The sequence below is a fragment of the Pseudoalteromonas sp. SR41-8 genome (assembly GCF_014163915.1).
Taxonomy (GTDB): Bacteria; Pseudomonadota; Gammaproteobacteria; order Enterobacterales; family Alteromonadaceae; genus Pseudoalteromonas; species Pseudoalteromonas rhizosphaerae.
Map to the genome: position 1 here is coordinate 1 of NZ_JACJEE010000038.1, position 20,449 is coordinate 20,449.

The following is a 20,449-nucleotide window of genomic DNA, read 5'->3' on the forward strand; positions in this document are numbered from 1 at the left end:
TAAAGGCTAAAATTATAAAAGTCGTGTTTGTTAAATCAAGCACGGCTTTTTGCTTTGTATTCATTACAGTTCAATTAATACTAGTATTCACACATCAATTTAATTTCAAAATCTAATAGCAAACAACTACCAACTACCAACTACCAACTACTAGAAATGGGACGATAAATGGCAGCCTGGTCGGCATGCTAAGAAAATAAAACAAATTAAAAATATTGCTAAAAACCACAGACAAGTTTATGAAAGGGCTGTAAAACACAGGGAAGTAAAAAAATAAATATCAAAACCAAAGAGAAAAAGAAAAGTCGCAATGTAAAGGTTCTGGTAGAGGAATTGCAAAAGTAATAACAGGCATCGTCTGTAGAATAAAATAACTATATTTTCATGAGCTGCATATTGCAGCTCATTTTCTAGGAGTAGATTTGATGGAAACTGAATTAGACCTTGAGGCTTTATGGGATGAATGCATCACCATGCCCGACGCTTCACCTGACGTAAAGTATGCCAAACAAGACTTTTTTAATCGTACGGAGCAACAGATATTCGTAACGTTTGATATGAGTGTTATTGAGAGCGCCAGTGAGCTAAGGAAAATCACTCCACCACTTTTTAATCTTTATTTTCCACACTTTCAAAATTATATTTTAAAATGTAAACACAATGCTATGGAGGCGAATGATATAGCAAGCTGTTACATTCGTCTTTTAGTAGAGAAGCTGCAGCAAGGAATAGTGAGTAATAAAGAGATTATTGAGAAAGCAGTGCTTGTTAATAAACACTTTAGAGAAAACCTCTGCTTTTACAACGACTGTCCAGAAGTATATGGCGACTTGAAGCTTAAATTAGATGAAGTCGATAAGTTGTTGGCTCAGTATGAAATTAAATAAACACTGATTAAAAAAGAAAAAGCGCGATGTGTTATAAATCGCGCTTTTGCTCACTTACAAACTTTCTTAACGAGCTAACTTTACTCTCGCCAACTTTAATCTACTTCCAACTTCTCATTTTATGGCCTTTAAGCGCATAGAATAAGATGAATAAGTAACTTGGGATCATCAAGGCGTAAGCACCTTGCGCACCTAAGCCTGCTACGTTACCTAAACCAATCAGTAATGGGCCTAATGCACCACCTGCAATACCCATAATAAGTAAACCGGATGCAGTGCCAGTTAAACGACCTAAGCCAGTTAATGCTAACGGCCATATTGCCGGCCACACCATGGCATTGGCAAAACCAAGTAGGGCAATACATAACAATGGATCTGGCAGCTCAGGGCCACCAAATGGTACTAATAATATGTTAGCAAGAATAAATGAGTCGTTACTTCCCATTATTACTGCAAGTACAGTTACAATACCTGCAAGCCCAGACATAACGAGCGCATTTTGCTGCGACATAAAACGGGGAATAAGTGCAATACCAATGGCATAACCAACCAACATGCACGCCATGGTGTATGAGGTCATCACTGAGTAATCGGCAATCCCAATCTGTAATGCGTAAGAGCCAATGGTATCTGCGGCAATCACTTCAACAGCAACATATAAGGCAATACCAATTACACCCAGCACTAGGTGAGGATGTTTTAGTGCTTCTTTTACTTCGCCTTTACCATTACCTTCAGACTCTTCAAAAACCAAATCAGGTAGCGATGAAAATTTAGCAAATGCTGCAAACGCAAAGATCAAACCTGCAATTGCCATATAAGGTAAAATAAGACTATTCGCCATCGCATCTTTTTGCTGTTGTGATAATTGCTCACCATCAGCGACTACACCGCTGACAACAACGGCAGCAAAAATAACAGGCACGATAACCCCAGCAAATTTATTCAGTAAGCCCATAATACATACACGAACTGCCGCTGATTTTTCAGATCCCATTTTAACAACATACGGATTTACCGCTGTTTGTAGGATTGTTTGCCCAACACCTATCATTAGCTGTGCGAATAAAAATATTTCAATCATCTGCATTTTAGCGGCAGGAATATACATCAAGGCTGACGCGGCCATTACTGCACAGCCAATTGCCATACCATTTTTGTAACCTACACGCTTAATAAGCATTGCAGATGGGATGCCAGCGACTGTTACGGCAATATAAAATGAGGAAATAATAAACGAGGCTTGCAGTGGCGATAACACCAACATTTGCTGTAAAAACGGTGTAATAGCGCCATTTAGCCAGGTTATACAACCTAGAATGAAAAACATTGATCCTGCCAATGTCATTGGCAGCCAAATACTATGTTTAGTGTTTGCTTCACACTCGACAGTTGCTTCCATAAATTTATCTCAACAGTTTATTTTAATTAATTATTTTAGCATTACGCCGTGAAAGCTCTATAAACCAAGGCGCTGCAATCCTAAAATCATTTTTATTACATTAAATTAATCATACACCAACAAAAATGACAGCGCTATCATTTTTAAAAAGCAAAAAATCGACCCTGTTTGTTATAAGGCTTTATAATAAGCAACGCTTAAAAGGCTTTTATTTCACCGCCAATGATCGCCCTTTACGGATACCTCTTTGAGAAAGCGTACGAACTTGCTTTACATTAGTGGCTTTATTTTCATCATCATAAATGAGCCAATTGCCAAGACTATTTTGATATTCGATGACAATCCCCGGATACAAAGTAAATGCATCTAAGCCTTCACTTTGTTGTTGTGCAGCTACGCTAGGTAAACGATAAAAGCGCCCTGCTTGCTCTAGCTTTGCAAATTCTTTAAAGCCAACTAACGCCGCAAAACGCTGCCAATCAGCTGCTTTTTGTTGCTTAAGCGTTGTATTAAAATGGCCTGTATTTTGATCATACTTAGCGCCTTGCCCGTTATAATCTAATTCCCATGGCGCTTTATGCCAAGCTCGCTCTGCAAGCGCTAATAACCGCGGATATAACATGTACTCAGCTTGCCTGTCACTGCGAATGAGCTCTGACCATAAATGCCCTTGCAAACCAATAAAAGGTTTTGTGCGCATCGTTTTACGATCATCAGCACTGTAATGATGATTGTTTACCGAACGCCAAATTTCAGCATGCGCAGGCAAATTATCCGGCATAAACTCAAACACTTTTTTACTGTCAATCGCGCGACTCGCCCAGTGATTCCCCGGCTCTTGCGGATGCGACTGATATGGGAAGTCAAAATAAGTTACATCCGGGCTTGATAACACCACATCCCAGCCTTGGTTAGCATGACGATGCGCAACCTCATGCCCACCATCGCTCAGCGTTGCCCACGCATTTGACTGCACATTTGCTGGCATGCTCTTTAGCGTAACGTCGTTCATACCGTCGCTCCATCCGGCCACTTTAAAGCCTTTTTTAGCGACCATGGCACTGACTTTTTCAATAAAATAGCCATTAAATGAATGCAGCGCCGGTTGTTGGTTTTGCAAACGCCGACAGCTTGGAGAGTCAACCCACGCACCAGCCGTCTCATCGGCGCCAATATGGTAAGTTTTAAGAGGCACACCGGCTTGCACATGTAATGCGTTTACTTCATCGAGCACTTTACCGATAAATTGATAAGTCGATTCTAAACAAACATTTAAGGTGTTATCTTGATAATGCTGGATTGAACTGTACTGAGTTTTATCAGCGGGTTCGACTAAACGATACTGAAGCGCCTGTTCGCTTTTTCCTTGGCCTATTAAACGGTTAAACCTTGCCTCCATTGCAACAATTGCCGCGCGCGAATGCCCTGGCATATCAAGTGATGGGATCACTTCAATAAAGTGCGCTTGAGCATATTTTAATATTTCAATATAGTCATTCTGGCTGTAGTAACCATTTACCGCTGATTGACTATCAAGTCCTGCGCCTAGCTGTGGTAACAAACAACGCTGTTCGGTTAAATCTAAGCAACGCTTGGCACCGACTTCCGTAAGCTCTGGTAAGTCGTTAATAGCCAATCGCCAGCCTTCATCATCCGCTAAATGTAAGTGTAATTTATTAAGCTTATAGGCGGCCATTTGCTCTATGGTATTTAAAATAAATGTTTTTGAACGAAAATTGCGTGCTACATCAATGTGCATGCCTCTAAATTCATAACGCGGCGCATCAGTAATATTAAGTGCTGGGATAGTTAAATTATCAAGGCTGACTAACCCTGCGATGCTCTGCAACGCATAAAATACCCCTGCAGAACTCGTTGCGCTAATCGTTATTTGCTCATGTTGAATTTTTAACGTGTAAGCCTCTGGGTTATCAGCTGCTAAATCTAAATTGAGCGTGGTTTTAATCCCTTGGCTATGCTGCTTAATACCAAAACGTGCTAAGCGTGCTATTGCCGCTGTAAGTTGTACTTGATCAATATCATTCGCTAGCTGTAGATTTAGGCCTTGGCTTAAATCTACAGCCTCACCTGATAATAAAGTTAAAGCGACCGGCTTTGGGATCAAACTCAGCGGTGGCGTATTTAATATAGGCCGAGACTCACTTTCATATAAATACTCCGCATCCATCCATGGTGTCGCATCGTCGTTACTCGTTTGTAGTTGTTCATAGGTTAAAAATGGTGCTAAATATGGTTGTAACTCTAGCTTAGTGTCAGGATCAATCGCGGTTTTAGTACTGTTAATAACCCGGCTTGTTAAACCCGCACTTGCCAATATGTAATTAGGCATAAACTCAGCGCGAGTAATTTGCGATTCTTGACTATAAAACTCTATACTTATCGGCGTATTTTGTTTAAATCCGGCAAATGCCGAGGAGGGCTTTATTTGGTGTAAATCGCCATTGATATGCGTAATGGTAAACTGCGACGAGTCAGTGCTATAAATTGGCATTAGCTGACTAAAATAAATTGACCACTGTTGACTGTTTGCATCAAAAGGTGTGCTGAACGTCAAACGCGATAAGTAACACTGCTTTTGATGAGGTGCAGGGCAAGTATCGGGCTTTGCCGAAAGTAACTCATATTTTACCAATAACTGCTGCGCGAGGGTATCTAACTCAGTCTGCGATGGTGCTTTAGCAAAAACTGCAGCCGAACATATGGCAAGCACCAATAATATAATTCTACGCATAGCTAGCTCCCAACGATTGCTCATAAGCCATGTCGTTTATAAATAACGCATGGCTGCCAAATAATGGAGCATCGTCGCCAAGCTCACTAATACGAATATCTAACGACTGCAAAATAACTGGGTTAACTAACTTAGCTAACTGAATATGCAAACTAGGTAAAAAGCACGCTGATGATTGTGCAACCGAGCCACCTAGTACAATAACGTCAGGGTCAAACGCGAGTATCACATGGTTTATTGCATGAGCGAGATGCTTGCCAAACTCATCAAATAAACGTTGTGCGTGTGCGTCATTTGCCAATGCCTCTTGGTAAGCTTGCTTGCCCGTTGTACCTTGATTAATAAAAAACTGCCCAGAGGTAAAGTGCTCAATAATCCCTTGTAAATAACTAAAACTGCCAAACTCTCCTGCGGCTGAGTGCTTACCCGTATATAATCGACCATTAAGCACCAGCCCGGCGCCAAGTCCAGTGCCTAGGCAAATGCCAATTAAATTCGTATCTGATTTAAAATTACCTTGAGTAAATTCTCCCATAGCAAAACAATTTGCATCATTATGCACCCGTACGGGCAGTTTAAAATGTGTGCTTAATAGCTGCTTTAACTGCACATTTTTCCAATTGGGGATATTAACCGTTTCGATCACTTCGCCAGTTTCCATCAGCACCATGCTAGGTACACCTACGACGATACCAATGCAAGTATTATCAACCACTTGCTTGATGATTCGACATAAAAAGTCGTTTGTTTGCTGCTTACTTGCTGAGCCGTCCACATCAAAATAGCGTTTTTCTATTACACCTGTTGCGGTTACTTTTGCGACCAGCGCTTTGGTGCCACCAAGGTCAACACATAATAAAGTTTGTGACATTACAACCTCTTTTGTCATTAGTTACTTTCAGCAAGCTTTGCTGTCTGTGGATTACTTTTAAGCGTGTGATTAGCAACCAGTGGGTTAGCCCAAATACCGACACTAAAAATATAACCAAGCGGCATTAACAGCAGTAATAGTGATATTTGTAAGCTACCTGTAAGCTCACTCACCGCACCAATAATAGGCGAGGCAAATGCACCGCCGACAATCCCTGTGCATAAAATACCAGATACAGTGCCATGCCCTTTTGCAACTGAGTTTAATGCCAACGAAAATATCACCGACCACATAATTGATAAGAAAAACCCAACCGCAGGAAACGCCCATAATGCCAGCTCAGTATGTGCAAATAATGCGGTAAATAGACTAACCGCCGCACCAACACTAAAAGTAAGTAACACATGTTTAGCATCAAAGAGTTTTAACAGCACGATGCCCAATAAGCAGCCTAATGTCAGTGATAGCCAAAACTGACTCACTATCTGTGCTCCGCCTGTATTTGGGTCAAGTTGGTGATAGGTTTGTAAAAATACTGAAATTGAATTAGCCACTCCTTGCTCAAGCGCCACATAAGCCACGATGGCAAAAAAGAACTTGATCACGGTGGGGTCTTTAAATAATTGTAAGCTTTGTTTGATACTGCCTTGTTGCGGATTTTCTGCTTGGGTGTTGTGTTTTATCGGTAACACGCTAATAACCACCAACATCACTGTGCATAACAGTGCAAATAATAAGTACATACTTAGCCAAGTCATATCGGCGGGTACTAATTGCAATAACCAGTTTTGGCTCTGTGCTTGTGAATCTGCTTTAACAAGCGCGCTATATACCAGCGGTGATAAGGTCGCTGCACCACCAAACATTAACTGGGCTGCGACCGAAAAAACCGCAAAATGTTTAGAGCCGCCACTGGCTCGAAGTAACGGATTAATTGCCACTTGCAATAGAGCCATGGCGGTACCGATCAAAAATAATGCTGACATTGCAACAGCAAAAATCGGCAAGCTAACAAATAACACACTGCCAAATAATGCCAGTGAGAATGCTATGAGCATGACCTTTTTTTCACCTAAGCTTTGCACTAACAACCCTGCGGGGATCGACATCACTCCATACGCGATAAAAAATGCAAATGGGAAAAAACCAGCAAGGGTTAAACCTATATTATAGCTTTGGATCAGAGCCGGAAATATCGGCGCTAATAAGTTCGTTATAAATGAAATAACAAAAAAGGTAACCAGTACTAGTAGCACTATCAAATAATTTCTTTTCATAATTGTTCTACCTGAAAGTCTCATTCTAAAAATAAATAGAGTGGCGATAGCCATCTGTTCGTGGGCATACAAACAAAATGATTCAAGGGAATAATTAATCACCACTCTTAATTAGCTAAGTCTGCCATCATAAAATGAGTTATGCGGCACTACTCTACGGCTTGTTGATACTTTTCAACTCACTTTATGCAGTCTTCATTGCATGTAGTTGCTCTGCATGTGGTTTACAATGCTTATTACACAGTTCATGCAAATACATTTTTGCGCCATTACAAATTGCAGCGCAAGCGGGTTCAAATGACTGCTGGCACAGCGAGCTTTGGTAGTCCATGCCACCAAGTAAGCAATACCAACTAGGTCTAAAATAAACTTGCTGTTGGGTAAGCTTTGACAAATACGCATCAAAATCATCGCCATTAAGCCATGCTTTTAGTAAAGACTTTAAAGCACTAGAGCTGTGATTCAGTTGCTTGGCTGTAAGCCAGTATTCACTGTCGGTGCGTAAGCTAGTTGCATAATGCGCAACCACATAATCTTTAATGCCATACACTAATTGATGGAGTTGTTGATTGACGTGTTCAGCTACTTTTAATGACTGCTCGTTGTTTTTTAGCTTTGTTAAGGCTTGGCTAAATAACTTAATACTATGTTGAGTAACCATCAAAGATGTCGCTTCGATGGGCTCAATAAAGCTCTGCGCCAACCCTATAGCCATGACATTGCTTTGCCATGCAGACTGCATACAGCCGACTTTCATTTTTAAATGCCGAAACGCGCTATTTTGTGGATTTATGTTTAATTGCAGGGCAAGCTCATACAGGGCTTGCTCATCAGTGATATGTTTTGAGCTATACACATAGCCGTTACCAATACGGCTAGTGAGCGGAATTTGCCAACACCAACCGGCACTTAACGCCGTAGATTGAGTGGCACATGGCATCACAGCATCGCTAGAAATTGGCGTCGCCACGGCTACAGCACGGTCGTTAAGTAGTTCATCAGCAAATGAATTAAAAGGTGTACCCAGTGTTTGCTCAATTAACAGTGCATTAAAACCACTGGCATCGATAAACATGTCGCCATTAATTTGTCGTCCATCAAACAGCGTAATATCAGCTATATTGCCATTGTCGTTTATATGCGCGTGGCTAAACTCACCATCAATGTGTTCAACCCCATTCTCTTGTGCATAGGCTTTTAGCACACCCGCTAATTTTATGGCATCAAAATGATAACCATAAGTTTGCTCTTTGAGCATAGGTGTATGCACTTTTGGACTTAAATTTTGTTTTGCGATATGGCCTGTTAAAAAATACTCATCTGGGGCTTGCCAATCGCCATTACCGCGCCTTCGGGCATTAGCGTTTACAAAATAAACTTCGGCAGTTTTTTCATCCATGTCGCTATAAAATGGATGGAAATAACAACGTTCATCGCCATTCCAATTATTAAAGTAAATGCCTGCTTTGTAGCTTGCATCGCACTTGGGCATCCATTGTTGTTCACTAATACCGAGTGAATCCATAAAGTTTTTTAAGTGTGGTGTTGAACCTTCACCAACGCCAATACTGCCAATTTTACTCGATTCAATAACACTAATAGCTAATTCAGGATGCTGCTTTGATAAATACGCAGCGCACATCCAACCCGCACTACCACCGCCTAAAATTACTAATTTATTTATGATAGCCATAACTAAAAAAGGCCGCCAAGTGGCGGCCTATCTCCATTAGAATTTATAACTTACACCAAGGTAATAACGTGAACCAAACTCGATAGTATTTTGCGTTAAAGCAAAGTTAGTATCGTACGATTGCACCACTTCGTTGGTTAAGTTAACGCCTTCAAGGCTAACATCTAAGTTTTCCATGGCATGCCAGATGATTGACGCATCAATTTGTTGATAGTTATCGTTTTTAACTGCTTGGGCTGCACCAACACCAATCCATTCACTGCGCCAGTTATATGCTAAACGAGTGCTGATAATATCGTTCTCAAAGAACACTGATGCATTAAAACTGTTTTCAGAAACACCTGGTACCATTTCTTTTGAGCCATCTGGCGTGGTTGTTTCACTGTCTACGTACGTATAGTTAGTCACCACCCCAAAACCGTTAGCAAAGCTATGCTGTAGTTGCAGTTCAATACCATTTACAGAGCCTTCGCCGTTACTACGAGGACGAGTAACACGGCATTGCTCATATAGATCTGGGCTGGCGCCACAGCCATCTACAAATTCAACCGCTTCAGTCGAAAAAACAACGTTATCAATTTGTTTGCTGAAAAATCCTGCTGATGCCATAGAAGCGCTTGTAAAGTAATACTCTATAGCAATATCGCCCTGGTTAGCTTCATAGGGTTTTAGATCAGGATTTCCCCCTGTGGCGCTACCAAAATTGGCATTAATTGCTAAGCCGGGTTTTAAATCACTGTAGTTTGCGCGAGACATAACTTGTGATGCTGCCGCGCGAATAATAATGTCATCCGATAAATCATAAGCAAAGTTTACGCTAGGGAGTAAGTTATTATAATCGACCGTCTCTTTGAAAACCGCGCCGTCGGCGTAGCCGCTCGATGTTTGCTCAGTCTCAACGTAACGTAAACCAATATTACCTCGGTAGTTTTCGCCACTAAAATCAGCCTTCGCGTAAATGGCGATCATATCTTCATCCACTGAAAAAGTATTACCTAAGTTAGCGACTTCGGTCAGTTCGCCAGCTGCATATTTACCGCTAATGAAATCCCACCATTTATCTGTATCAAGTGAGGCATATGCATCAAGCGTATGACCAGAGCTTTGTGAATGCAGCCCAGTTAATACGCCATCACTCCAATTTGATAAATTACCATCGGGAACAAAACCAAGTACTTCGTCTGGATTACGGTTAAATGCAATGCGCGAAAATTCGCTACTATTAAATTTAATGCCGGTCTTGATTGCAGTAAAGAAATTACCATCTAACTCAAATTTAACATCAGCTTGAGCATAACTCACATCATGCTCTTGCACTGTGGTATCAAAATTTGCTTCTTGCGCATGTTTAAATTGCGTTGCATCGGTAGCATCTAGCGAAGTTAGCCAAACTTGATAAGGACCAGTAGCATCATAAGTAAAACCACCATCAGTGCTGTTTTGTCCATTAGGAAATGCAGGATCACCTATTTTACCTCCTTCATCTGAGGCTGGGATCCACCATGAAGATGCGCCAAATTGCGTGCCGCCATCTGATGTTGATTTTCCAATTACACCACTGAGTTCAAAGCCATCACCTTGAAACTTACCAGTTAGGTTTAGTACATCAGCTTTCATATTAACGGCATTACGCACTACTGGATTATAAATAATAGAAGCATATGCAGGTAATGTAGTTGCTTGCTCGGTACCGCCTAATGCATTGTTGGTTACATTAGTAGAACCCGCACCACGGGCGCCAACCGTCAGAAAGTTATGGTTTACATGCGGGTTATCAAATTCAAAACGAAAATAATCAAGCACAAACTCCATATTATCGGTTGGTGCAAACTGCGCGGTTAATTGCGCGCTGGTCCGCTCACGCTCAGACTTAAATGCTTGCGAACCTAAACTCCATGCACCGACTGTCGATTCTTGTCCTGTTGCTTGGTTTTCTGCAAAGTACTCATAGTAGCCGCCAATAGACTCAAGTACATGGCGCCCTGAAGTTAATTGTTCATAAGAGTACGCAGCTAAAATACCAAATTTTTCATCTTCATTTTTCCAACTAGCAAGAATTGATGCACCAGGATCCGTCTCATCATACAATGAACTTTGTGCCAACTCTGCAGAGAGCAGTAACGTATTTGCATCTAACTCCAGAGGTTTACGAGTCGTTAAGTTAACGGTTCCTCCCAGTGCTCCTTCTTCGATATCTGCCTCCGGTGTTTTATACACTTGCACACCCGACACTTGCTCTGCTGATAACAATTCCATATTAAAAGTACGTGTCGCTGGGCCTAAATCGTACCATGAGGTGCTTGCTACTGTTTGACCATTGAGTAATATTCTTGATTGCTCTGGTGCAGTACCACGAATAGTTACGCCATTTACCTCACCATATTGGCGGTCAACCGTCACTCCTGAAATACGTTGTAGTGCATCACCAATGTTTTTATCCGGAAATTTACCAATATCTTCTGCGGTAATGGCATCTACCACTCCATCTGCAAAACGCTTAGTGTTCATTGACGCTTCTAAAGAGCGACGAATGCCACGCACTTCAATGGTTTCTATATCACTGTCAGCTTGAGTTTGAGCTGCAGCTAATGCCATTGGACTGACGTATAGTGCTGAGATACATATCGCCAATGTCGATAGTTTAAGCGATGCTTTGTTGATGTTTTTCATTCCTAGTCCCCTATTTATTGTTATTGAAAGCGTTACTAGGGTATCGCGCCGCATTCGTGTTAAGCAGTACAATTGACACTTTATCCGGTACTTTCCTATCAAAGGAATGTTAATTTTGATGGCAAAATGTTCAATGTCCTGTTAGCAAAGAATCGCGTGCAATAGATTAATACTAAAAGTGAATTGAAAAGTATTACTTAGACTGCTAAAAATTGTTCAATATAGGGACTAAAATAAATAAGGAGGTCGTCATGCGGGCAATGTGTGAAAAAGTCATTCCTAATACCAATTCATCGTGGCGCTATTGTAAATATACGCTTGATTACATTCCATTTAATTGGCATTACCATCCAGACTTTGAGATTTGCCTTACTTTAAACAGTCAAGGGGTATGCCATATTGGCGATTACATTGCTCCTTATGGCGAACTTGATCTAGTGATCCTTGGTGCTGATTTGCCCCATACTTGGCAATCGTCACCGAATATAGATAACAGTGTACAAGTTGTTCACGTTGCACAAATTCCAAAAAAATGGCTTAGTCAGCAAATTACTAGTCACCCTGAATTTGCCATACTTGAAGAGTTATTAATCGCTGCGCGACAAGGCCTTAAATTCTCGACTAAAACAGCGATGATAGCGAAATCATATTTTGAAAAAATCGAGGTCAGTAACCCTTTTGAGCAATATTTAGGTTTATTTAAATTACTGTATTTAATGAGCCAAGAAGCAGTCCCTCAGCAGCTTTCTAGCGCGAGTTTTTGCTACACTAATAAAACTGATCCCGCAAAAGATAAATTTGATAAAGTGATTGATTATATTTATCGCCATTACACTGAGGGCTTAAGCGCAGAACAATTAGCTAACATGGCGCATATGAGCACTAACCACTTTCACCGCTTTTTTAAAAAGCGCATGGAACGCACTTTAACAGAATTTATTAACCAGTTAAGAATTGGTCAAGCTTGTAAGCTATTGATCAATACTAACCGCGCTATTACGGCTATCAGCGATCAATGTGGGTTTAAAAATACCTCTAACTTTAATCGCCGCTTTTTAACACTAAAAGGGACAACACCAAGCCAATTTAGAAAGCGCTTAAAACAAAAATCATTAGTGTGAAAGAGTAAAAAGGTAGGGCTACCTACCTTTTATAAATACCGTTATTTTTCAAGTAACCACAATGCAGGCGTGTTTGAAGGCTGCCAATTACTTTGGGAATAATGTGCTTGTAACACAGAATAAATTTTATCTTGATAACTTACAAAATTAGTAGCTTCGTATTGCCTGTTTTGTTGCCATTGAGGCGCATAATTATCAAGTGTATCAAATCGATAACCTTCTGCTCTTGCGTGCTCAACAAAGCTTTTAATTTTGGGCAAGTTAATCGTCGCACCTAGCCCGCGCGGACCATCTTCAAACAAAAAGTCATGGGTGAGTATCACTACTTTATTCGCTGCTAATCCATCGCTGCAATCTAAGTTTTGCGTGCGGCTATTGACAGGGTCCATTGTTTTGCCAGGGCAAGTATTGACGATTTGATTAATGCTTTCGACCATTTGAATACCATCTGCCATTGTTTCTGCAGGGTAATCAACGCCCCAGTTCACTGGGCCCCAATCAAAATCCCAACCATAAACCTTATAGTCTTCGCTTGCTAATTTATCAGATATTTTTACTGCGACTTGTGAGCTATTGGTAGAAACCTGTGGATCACAAGAAAAAGCTGGATCCCAAGGTGGTAAATTATCAGATGTTGCGCATAAACCATCACCTTTAAAAGTTTTCGTAACACGCCACGCATTTGTATACGGCAAGCGTGCCATTGTTCTCATTTTAAAGTTTGGGAAGCTTTCTGCATTAGGTAATAACGCCAAGACCTTTTGAGTATTAAGCTCAAAGTAATCATAATCGATACTTACATCTTGGTAGGATTTAACTGGCCATAAACCAACTTCGTTACAATAAACAGCACCAGAGCGCTCTCCATCCGTGCAATTATGCAACATATGGTCATAACTATGGTTAGCTAAAAGGTGACCGCTATTTAAAAGCTTAGCTAATGCTAATTGTGAGTGTTGTTCATTTTCATCGCCTTCACCATACATGTGAAAAGCATTGATAAAAAATGTCGCTTTTATTTGTGCCTCATCTAAAGCATCAATTAGCCCTGAGGTGGCATTAATCGGGCCATCATCAAACGTTAAATAGATAACCTTGTCGTCATCTGCAAAGCTGTAAGTTGAGCATAAACTTGCACACAATAGCGTTACTGCCGTTTTATTTTTCATTTTGTTCTCCATTAATTAACACCTAATTAATATTGCATGCTATTTAGCCATCGACTGATACGAAGCAATGCAATTTAGGTATTAATCAAACAAAATGAATCTCTGCTACTTCCCTATCGCTTGCTTGGCAAACAGGTGCTTAATTGGGCCTAAGTTATCAACCAAGCTTAAACCCACACCACGTACCAGTTTTTTAAGTGGGTTAGCGCCTGCAAATAATTCTTTTAAGCCTTGCATCATGGCAATATGCTTTTGTGCATCAAGCTTGCGGGTACGCTCGTAATCACGCAATAGTCGATTACTGGCAAACTCTTTATTGTCAGCAGTTAACAGCTCAATAAGGTAAGCGGCATCTTTAAGGCCTAAGTTCATACCAAGTCCTGCTAACGGATGAATGGTATGTGCGGCATCGCCCATTAATACCACTTTACCTGTCACCCATTGCTGCGCGTAACGCATTTTCAAAGGGAACGCTGTGCGCGCACTTTGTACCTCACATAAACCGCATTGGCCATCAAGGGCTGCCATAACTGCTTTATTAAAATCGCTATCATCCATGGCTAGTAACGTTTGGCAATGCGCAGGACTGGTTGACCATACAATTGAGTGCGTATTGGCATCTGGCAGCGGTAAAAACGCCAGTGGTCCAGTAGGTAAAAATACTTGGCGCGCAGTATTATTATGTGGCTCAGTGGTTCTTACCGTCGCAACGATGGCGTTATGATCATAATCTTTAAACGTAATGGGCAAATTAAACTGTTTCCGAATCGCTGAATTTGCGCCATCGGCTGCCACTAATAACTTGGCTATAACTGGCTCACCAGAGTCTAAGGTTATAAAGACGTCATTGTCACTTTGGTGTATTTGTTGATAGCGTGTATCAAACATAAGCGTTGCTTGGCTGTATTGTTCTAATTCATTGATCAGTGCATAACGAATGATGTCGTTTTCAACAATATGACCTAAATGAGGAAGGTCCAGTTCATCGCTGTTAAAAGCAATTTTGCCAAAGCTATCTTGGTCGCGCACATCCATATGGGTATAGGCGCGTGCTCTTTGAGCAATGATCTCAGGCCACACTTGCAAAGATTCAAACAAGTGTTGGCTGGCAAGGCTCAGTGCACTTACGCGCAAAGCGTATTCATCGCCTGGCAATACTTGTTTTGCTGCAGCATCAATTACTACTACACTTATATTGGCTTTAACAAGCCCCAGCGCGAGGGTTAAGCCAACACAGCCGCCCCCCACAACACATACTTGTGTCTGTTTCATAGTCGTTTACCTTGTTTAACCTGACCCATTAATTGCTTAGCTAAAGGTGTTTTTAAAGAAGCACACAAATCCATGGAGAATAGACCACAGCTGCGACCAAATGCGAGTATTCGTGATGAGTTTGAAAATAACCGCACTAAAGAATCTGTTAACGTCATTACAGTGGTTATATCTTGGTTACGTTGTTTGGCATATTCACGGGTAAATAGGTAACTGCCAATTGCCAATTCGCTATTTACTAATTCACATAGAAGTTGCACATCGCGCAGGCCTAAATTAAAGCCCTGCCCTGCAATAGGATGAATCGCATGCCCTGCATTGCCAATTAGTACCGTACGGTGAGCACTTAATGACTCTGCACGACCATACACCAGTGGATAGTTTGCACGCATGCCGACTTTAGTAAATTGCCCGCCACGATAACCAAATGCAGTTTGCAAAGCACTTACAAAAGCGCTGTCGTCAAGCTGCATATGCGCGTCAATATCGGCTTTATCCATACACCATACTAACGAGTAACGGTTATTACTCATCGGGAGTAATGCCATTGGTCCATGCTCAGTAAAGCGCTCAAAAGCATGGTTATGATGACCACCTGCCACTTCAATATTGGCAATGATCGCCCCTTGTGAATAAGGCTCAGGAGTAAAATTGATCTTTGCCAGCTGGCGAGTAGCCGATTGCGCACCGTCGGCAATCACCACTAATTGGCCATTAAGTTGAGCACCAGACTGCAAAGTAATACTTGCAAAGTCATGATGATAGGTAATATCTGCAACACTGTCAGGGCAATACATGACCACTTGGGTAGCTGCAAGTTGTTGATGTAAAGCACGACCAAACGGATTTACCTCAACAACATAACCTAGAGCTGACTGTGAAAACTGCGCACAATCGATCTGCGTTTTACCAAAGTGACCGCGATCCGACACGGTCACTTTTTTAATTGCCGCAGCAAATGAGGCATCAATATCAAAGGCATTAATGGTCTGTAAAAATTGCACCGATTGTTGTGCTAAGGCGATACTTCGGTCGTCAAAACTAGGATGGTGTTCAGTGCTTGGTTGATTTGCTTCAACCACCGCAATCGTTAATTGTGGCGCATGTTTCGCAAGACTCAGCGCACAACTGGCACCCGCTAAGCCACCACCGATAATAACAACATCAAACTGCTCTGCCACGTTATGCTCCTAGCGGTTAATTGCTTGCTTTTGCATTAACGCTTCAATCTCGCTGATACTTTTTGGCACACTCAAGGTAAGATTTTCGTGGCCTTGCTCGGTCACTAACAGGTTATCTTCAATACGAATACCAATGCCCTTATATTGCTCAGGTGCTTGCGCATCTAGGCTAACATACAAGCCAGGTTCAATAGTGAGTACCATACCAGCTTCAAATGGGCGTTCTTTTTCGTCTTTTTTATAGTCGCCTACATCATGCACATCAAGGCCAAGCCAATGACCAAGGCCGTGCATATAAAATGCTTTACATGCTTGGTTATCAAGTAACTCTTGTAACTCACCTTGCAAAATACCTAAATCAACTAAGCCTTGGGTGAGCACTGTCATCGCTAATTTATTAGCCTTTGATAAGCTACCACCGGGCTTTACTTCAGTAAACGCTGCTGCTTGCGCCGCTAGAACAATGTTATAAAGCTCAGCTTGAGGTTGACTAAATTGCCCATTAATAGGGAAAGTACGCGTAATATCTGCCGCGTAACCTTGCAGTTCAGCGCCAGAATCAATCAGCACTAAATCACCGTCGGTCAGCACATCACTGTTAGCAGTGTAATGCAATATATTGGCGTTATCGCCACCGCCGACAATGGTGCCATAGGCGGGATGACGCGCACCATGCATAGCGTAATGATGATGAAGCTCGGCTTCTAGCTGATATTCGGTAGCGCCTGGCTTTGCAAACTGCATAGCACGAATATGTCCTTGGGCACTTATTTCACACGCTTGGCGCATAATATTCACCTCAGCAGGTGATTTAAATAAACGCATTTCGTGCACTAAACCACGAATATCTTTAATCGTATGTGGCGCTTTATAACCTTTTTTAGGCGCGCCACGCAGCGTATTTAATAACGCCCACACTTTATCGTCAAACTGTGGATAAGTACCTTGTGCATAAAATAAAATCTGCTGGCCGTTCACCAAATTCAATAATTGTTCAGTTAGTTCACTCAGTGCACATGTTTGGTCGAATAAATAATCTTTTTTAGCTTTTTCAAAACCAATACGACGACCATGCCAAATTTCCGCCAGCTTATCTTTGTTCAAACAAAACAGCGTACTCGGTGTATCGCTGCTTGGGCAAAGCACTAACACTGCATCGGGTTCATTAAAGCCAGTTAGGTAGAAGAAGTCGCTATCTTGGCGAAACGCATATTCAGTATCACGGCTGCGGGTTACTTCACTTGCCGCTGGAATGATAGCCACACTGTTTGGTTCCATCATGGCAAGTAAACGATCTCTGCGTGCTTTAAACTCTGCTTTTTCTATTTTAACTGTTGGCATTATAAACCCTGTTTATACTGTTAATTTTAACTTAGTGAAGTGTTTTTTTAGTGCTTTTTGGCGCTTGCTCTTGACCAAGTTCAGCAAAACACAACAGCGCAGAAACTCGCACATATTCAATTACTTCGTGCAATGCTTGGCTGTCTTCTTCGGTTTCATCAAACATGGTATCTAAACGCGTAATTTCACTAAAATCACTGATCACTTCTTTTACATCAGCTGATAACTTGCCATAATCTTTTTGCTTTAAGCCAAAACCAAGCATAAACCCAGCGACCCATGACACTAAACCATTCGCTTGATCTACTAAGGTTTCGTCATCACTTGGTAAAAATAAATCAAATTGAAACTCTTCGTTGTTAAAGCTTTCTACAACTTGCTTATAAATAATGGCAAAAAATTCTTTCAGATCATGGCTAAATGCTTGGCCATCATTAAACACATCGCTTAATAAGCCTAAGTATTCTTTGGCTTCAATACTCAAGCCGCAGGCTAATAATCCACTGATCACGCCGTGTGCTTCTGAAGGAGTGACAAATATTTCGTTTTTTTCCAATAGTAATTGGGCTTGTTGGTAATCTGGTAATTCGTTCATGCTGAGATCTTCGCTTGGCTAATTAAGTCAATGCTACCACTCGATAAATAGCAACTCCAATGAAAAGTATGATTGAGGTCAAAAAGCAATCCGAAAAGTAAATAGCCAGTTACCAGTGCTGGAAAATCACTCGAACAGTATAATTATTTTGAATTTGGGGTGTAAGGATTGGCTTATGTCTTATATACTGAATTTGTTCCCTAGGGTGTTGGAGCTTGGTTAAGTCCCTGAGCCGATAAATTTTATGTTAGGGTTTCTGTTCGTCTGCTATTGTGCAAGCTCGGCATGTACCGAGAAGCCTACGGCAAACCGCAGATTCCCGCCCTGAGACCTTATGGTTTCAGGACTGACACCGAGTGCCGCATACTTGGGGAACACCTTTCTTACCTTCTTTTATACTATCTGCTGTTGTGCTTTAAACCATTAATAATAATATGAGCCAAAAGTATTTAATACCATCGTAAATGTAAGTAGTTCTTCAAGTTAGATCATCTATCTTAAAAGAATCAGTTACTGTTAATTTTTAACTCTCAGCGCACCCAATACGATACAGACAACACCACCGACCATTCCAGCCCAAGCCTCAATGGGTGTATCACCACTAAAAGTTCGCGTAATTTGCGCACTTGCAGAGTCATAAACGTCATAACCCCAAAAAGCCAGTGCAACTCCAATACAGATCAACACAATACCAATTACTTTATTCATTTTAATTCCTATTAAAGCTAACAAAGGTAATCTCTAAAAGTACGCTAAGGTATTGATTAAAGCAAAACTAAAAATAACCTTCACACCGCTATTTAAAAATTACTCATGGTATTTACGGATCACCGCAATCTTACCGTTTTCAATTTCCAGAACATCCATCAACGTTTGGGTGTATTCAATCAGTTGCTTGTTTTGCGGGTGCACACCTTTCGCGTGTTGCGTGTAACGAATCGCAATCGCGGTATTATTAAATATGAAAGTATCAAGTAACTTTGCTTCATATTCAGTGTGGGCACCTAGATAAAAAGTCATACCTTTGCGCATCATGGCCTTACCGTCAGGTGAACGAGAATCATCGCTTTGATAAGGTAGGTGTTGATTAGCAACATCGTCAGTGAGTAACGCTAAAAAAGCTTCTAGTTCTTTACTGCTAGCTTTAGGCGCCTGAGTTGCCGTCATGGTGGAAAAATATTGCTGGGCGAGTCCTTCTAGTTCGTTATTTTCGTCTTTTGCATGTAAGTTAAAAGTTGCGATAACAGCTAACAATAAAAAAGTAACGTATTTCATTATGCTCTCTTGCATTGTGTTTAATTATCACTCTATCAAAACAGCAACAAACTAAAATGTATAGTCTTTTTATAATAAATCACGCTTCGCCGGATGGTTTTATAAAATACTCTTATAAAATATCATCTAAAAGGCTGGCTTGTTCTGGACAATCTCAGTAAGCATGTAGCGAATCTTCTACAACTTAAGACCCATACCTTTTTAATTAAATTATTTTAATGTTCACCGGCACTTTCAATGCATAATAAAATTAACACACTCAATAACTTATTTAAATAAAAAGTCATTAGACTAACAACCAGCCTATAATTTACTTTAAAATAAATATAAAACTTAATGACCATTTAATATAAAAAAGTGATTGATTTAGGGAGAGGATAAATAATAGGGGTATTACGACTGCTAAGCAGCCGTAATAGAAATGCGTTGAAATAGATAGTAACGAGTTATAGGTGTGAAGAACTACCTGCTGATTCATTGAATGATAAACCTGATACAATGCCTTTAGCATTAAAACGGATTGTTACATTCTTTGTCTCATTTTGAGAACCACCGACATGGCCTGCGTATGGAATAAAGCCTACACCACCGCCTTGACCTTCGCTGTAGCTGTATGTCCATACAACTTCGTCATTACCTATATCATTAACGCCCATAGGGTCGCCAATCGCTTCTTTGACTTGCTCTTGAGTTGTTTCGCCTTTTTTGAAGCCTTTTACAACTTCCATATCAAAATCACGGCCTTGTGAGGTGCTATTACATGCGGCCAAAACAAACGCCATTGCAATTGTTAATAATATCTTTTTCATGTCATTCCTTAATAATTATCTTTTAAATTCCATTTCAACGCGATTAAGCGCGTTAATTATGAACAAAAAAAATAAAATATCAACCCCAAATGGAAACATATTAAAGATAAAAAATTAATCAGTAAAAATGTATA

The 20,449-nt window shown here is 40.8% G+C and carries 16 protein-coding genes and 1 other RNA gene; 3 read left to right on the top strand and 14 right to left on the bottom strand.

From position 1 onward, the window contains the following. Positions 1-425 precede the first annotated feature (425 nt). Positions 426-887 carry a hypothetical protein gene (locus tag H5162_RS18575; RefSeq protein WP_182731452.1) on the top strand — a complete coding sequence of 154 codons (462 nt, stop codon included), beginning with the start codon at positions 426-428 and terminating at the stop codon, positions 885-887. A 100-nt stretch (positions 888-987) separates the two neighbouring features. Here H5162_RS18575 and nagP read toward each other — a convergent pair whose 3' ends face one another. The 6 genes from nagP to H5162_RS18605 form a co-directional block, all read right to left on the bottom strand. After that, on the bottom strand, positions 988-2,289 hold the full coding sequence (nagP, locus tag H5162_RS18580) for an N-acetylglucosamine MFS transporter NagP (RefSeq protein WP_145241873.1): 1,302 nt from the start codon (positions 2,287-2,289) through the stop codon (positions 988-990). A 208-nt stretch (positions 2,290-2,497) separates the two neighbouring features. Beyond that, a complete protein-coding gene (locus H5162_RS18585; protein WP_182779286.1) occupies positions 2,498-5,041 on the bottom strand; it encodes a family 20 glycosylhydrolase in 2,544 nt (847 codons plus the stop codon). Continuing rightward, positions 5,034-5,912 carry an ROK family protein gene (locus H5162_RS18590; RefSeq protein ID WP_145241877.1) on the bottom strand — a complete coding sequence of 293 codons (879 nt, stop codon included), beginning with the start codon at positions 5,910-5,912 and terminating at the stop codon, positions 5,034-5,036. The genes H5162_RS18585 and H5162_RS18590 overlap by 8 nt, the downstream gene beginning before the upstream one ends. A gap of 17 nt (positions 5,913-5,929) precedes the next feature. Further along, the gene (locus H5162_RS18595) at positions 5,930-7,189 is read right to left on the bottom strand and encodes an MFS transporter (RefSeq protein ID WP_182758429.1); all 1,260 of its coding nucleotides are present in this window, start codon (positions 7,187-7,189) and stop codon (positions 5,930-5,932) included. 184 nt (positions 7,190-7,373) lie between these two features. After that, entirely contained in the window at positions 7,374-8,882 is a 1,509-nt protein-coding gene (locus H5162_RS18600) for a tryptophan halogenase family protein (RefSeq protein ID WP_182779287.1), read from the bottom strand. 36 nt (positions 8,883-8,918) lie between these two features. Next, positions 8,919-11,552, bottom strand: a complete 2,634-nt coding sequence (locus tag H5162_RS18605) for a TonB-dependent receptor (protein ID WP_220493630.1) — start codon at positions 11,550-11,552, stop codon at positions 8,919-8,921. A 251-nt stretch (positions 11,553-11,803) separates the two neighbouring features. Between H5162_RS18605 and H5162_RS18610 the strand changes: the two genes are divergently transcribed. Beyond that, on the top strand, positions 11,804-12,673 hold the full coding sequence (locus tag H5162_RS18610; RefSeq protein ID WP_145241883.1) for an AraC family transcriptional regulator: 870 nt from the start codon (positions 11,804-11,806) through the stop codon (positions 12,671-12,673). A gap of 41 nt (positions 12,674-12,714) precedes the next feature. Here H5162_RS18610 and H5162_RS18615 read toward each other — a convergent pair whose 3' ends face one another. The 5 genes from H5162_RS18615 to H5162_RS18635 form a co-directional block, all read right to left on the bottom strand. Further along, positions 12,715-13,842 (bottom strand): polysaccharide deacetylase family protein, encoded by a 1,128-nt coding sequence (locus H5162_RS18615; protein WP_259398232.1) that lies wholly within the window; start codon positions 13,840-13,842, stop codon positions 12,715-12,717. A 105-nt stretch (positions 13,843-13,947) separates the two neighbouring features. Continuing rightward, positions 13,948-15,114 carry an FAD-dependent monooxygenase gene (locus H5162_RS18620; RefSeq protein ID WP_182719172.1) on the bottom strand — a complete coding sequence of 389 codons (1,167 nt, stop codon included), beginning with the start codon at positions 15,112-15,114 and terminating at the stop codon, positions 13,948-13,950. Next, positions 15,111-16,295 (bottom strand): 2-octaprenyl-6-methoxyphenyl hydroxylase, encoded by a 1,185-nt coding sequence (gene ubiH / locus H5162_RS18625; protein WP_182734655.1) that lies wholly within the window; start codon positions 16,293-16,295, stop codon positions 15,111-15,113. Before ubiH ends, H5162_RS18620 begins: the two co-directional genes overlap by 4 nt. A gap of 9 nt (positions 16,296-16,304) precedes the next feature. After that, positions 16,305-17,636: a Xaa-Pro aminopeptidase gene (gene pepP, locus H5162_RS18630; RefSeq protein WP_145241892.1), complete on the bottom strand. Its 1,332-nt coding sequence runs from the start codon at positions 17,634-17,636 to the stop codon at positions 16,305-16,307. Positions 17,637-17,667: 31 nt separating this feature from the next. Next, complete coding sequence (locus H5162_RS18635; RefSeq protein ID WP_145241895.1) at positions 17,668-18,231, bottom strand: UPF0149 family protein; 564 nt, start codon at positions 18,229-18,231, stop codon at positions 17,668-17,670. A gap of 194 nt (positions 18,232-18,425) precedes the next feature. On the opposite strand from H5162_RS18635, the gene ssrS reads away from it, so the two are divergent. Further along, a non-coding RNA gene (gene ssrS / locus H5162_RS18640) (6S RNA) lies at positions 18,426-18,609 on the top strand. Between the two features lie 138 nt (positions 18,610-18,747). Here the strand turns inward: ssrS and H5162_RS18645 are convergent. From H5162_RS18645 to bamE, 3 genes are all read right to left on the bottom strand, one after another. Then, positions 18,748-18,939, bottom strand: coding sequence for a DUF3185 family protein (locus tag H5162_RS18645; protein ID WP_182731459.1), 192 nt, complete (start codon positions 18,937-18,939; stop codon positions 18,748-18,750). A gap of 99 nt (positions 18,940-19,038) precedes the next feature. Beyond that, positions 19,039-19,506: a nuclear transport factor 2 family protein gene (locus H5162_RS18650; RefSeq protein WP_145241905.1), complete on the bottom strand. Its 468-nt coding sequence runs from the start codon at positions 19,504-19,506 to the stop codon at positions 19,039-19,041. Between the two features lie 446 nt (positions 19,507-19,952). Next, complete coding sequence (bamE, locus tag H5162_RS18655) at positions 19,953-20,315, bottom strand: outer membrane protein assembly factor BamE (RefSeq protein ID WP_145241390.1); 363 nt, start codon at positions 20,313-20,315, stop codon at positions 19,953-19,955. Between the last annotated feature and the right edge of the window lie 134 nt (positions 20,316-20,449).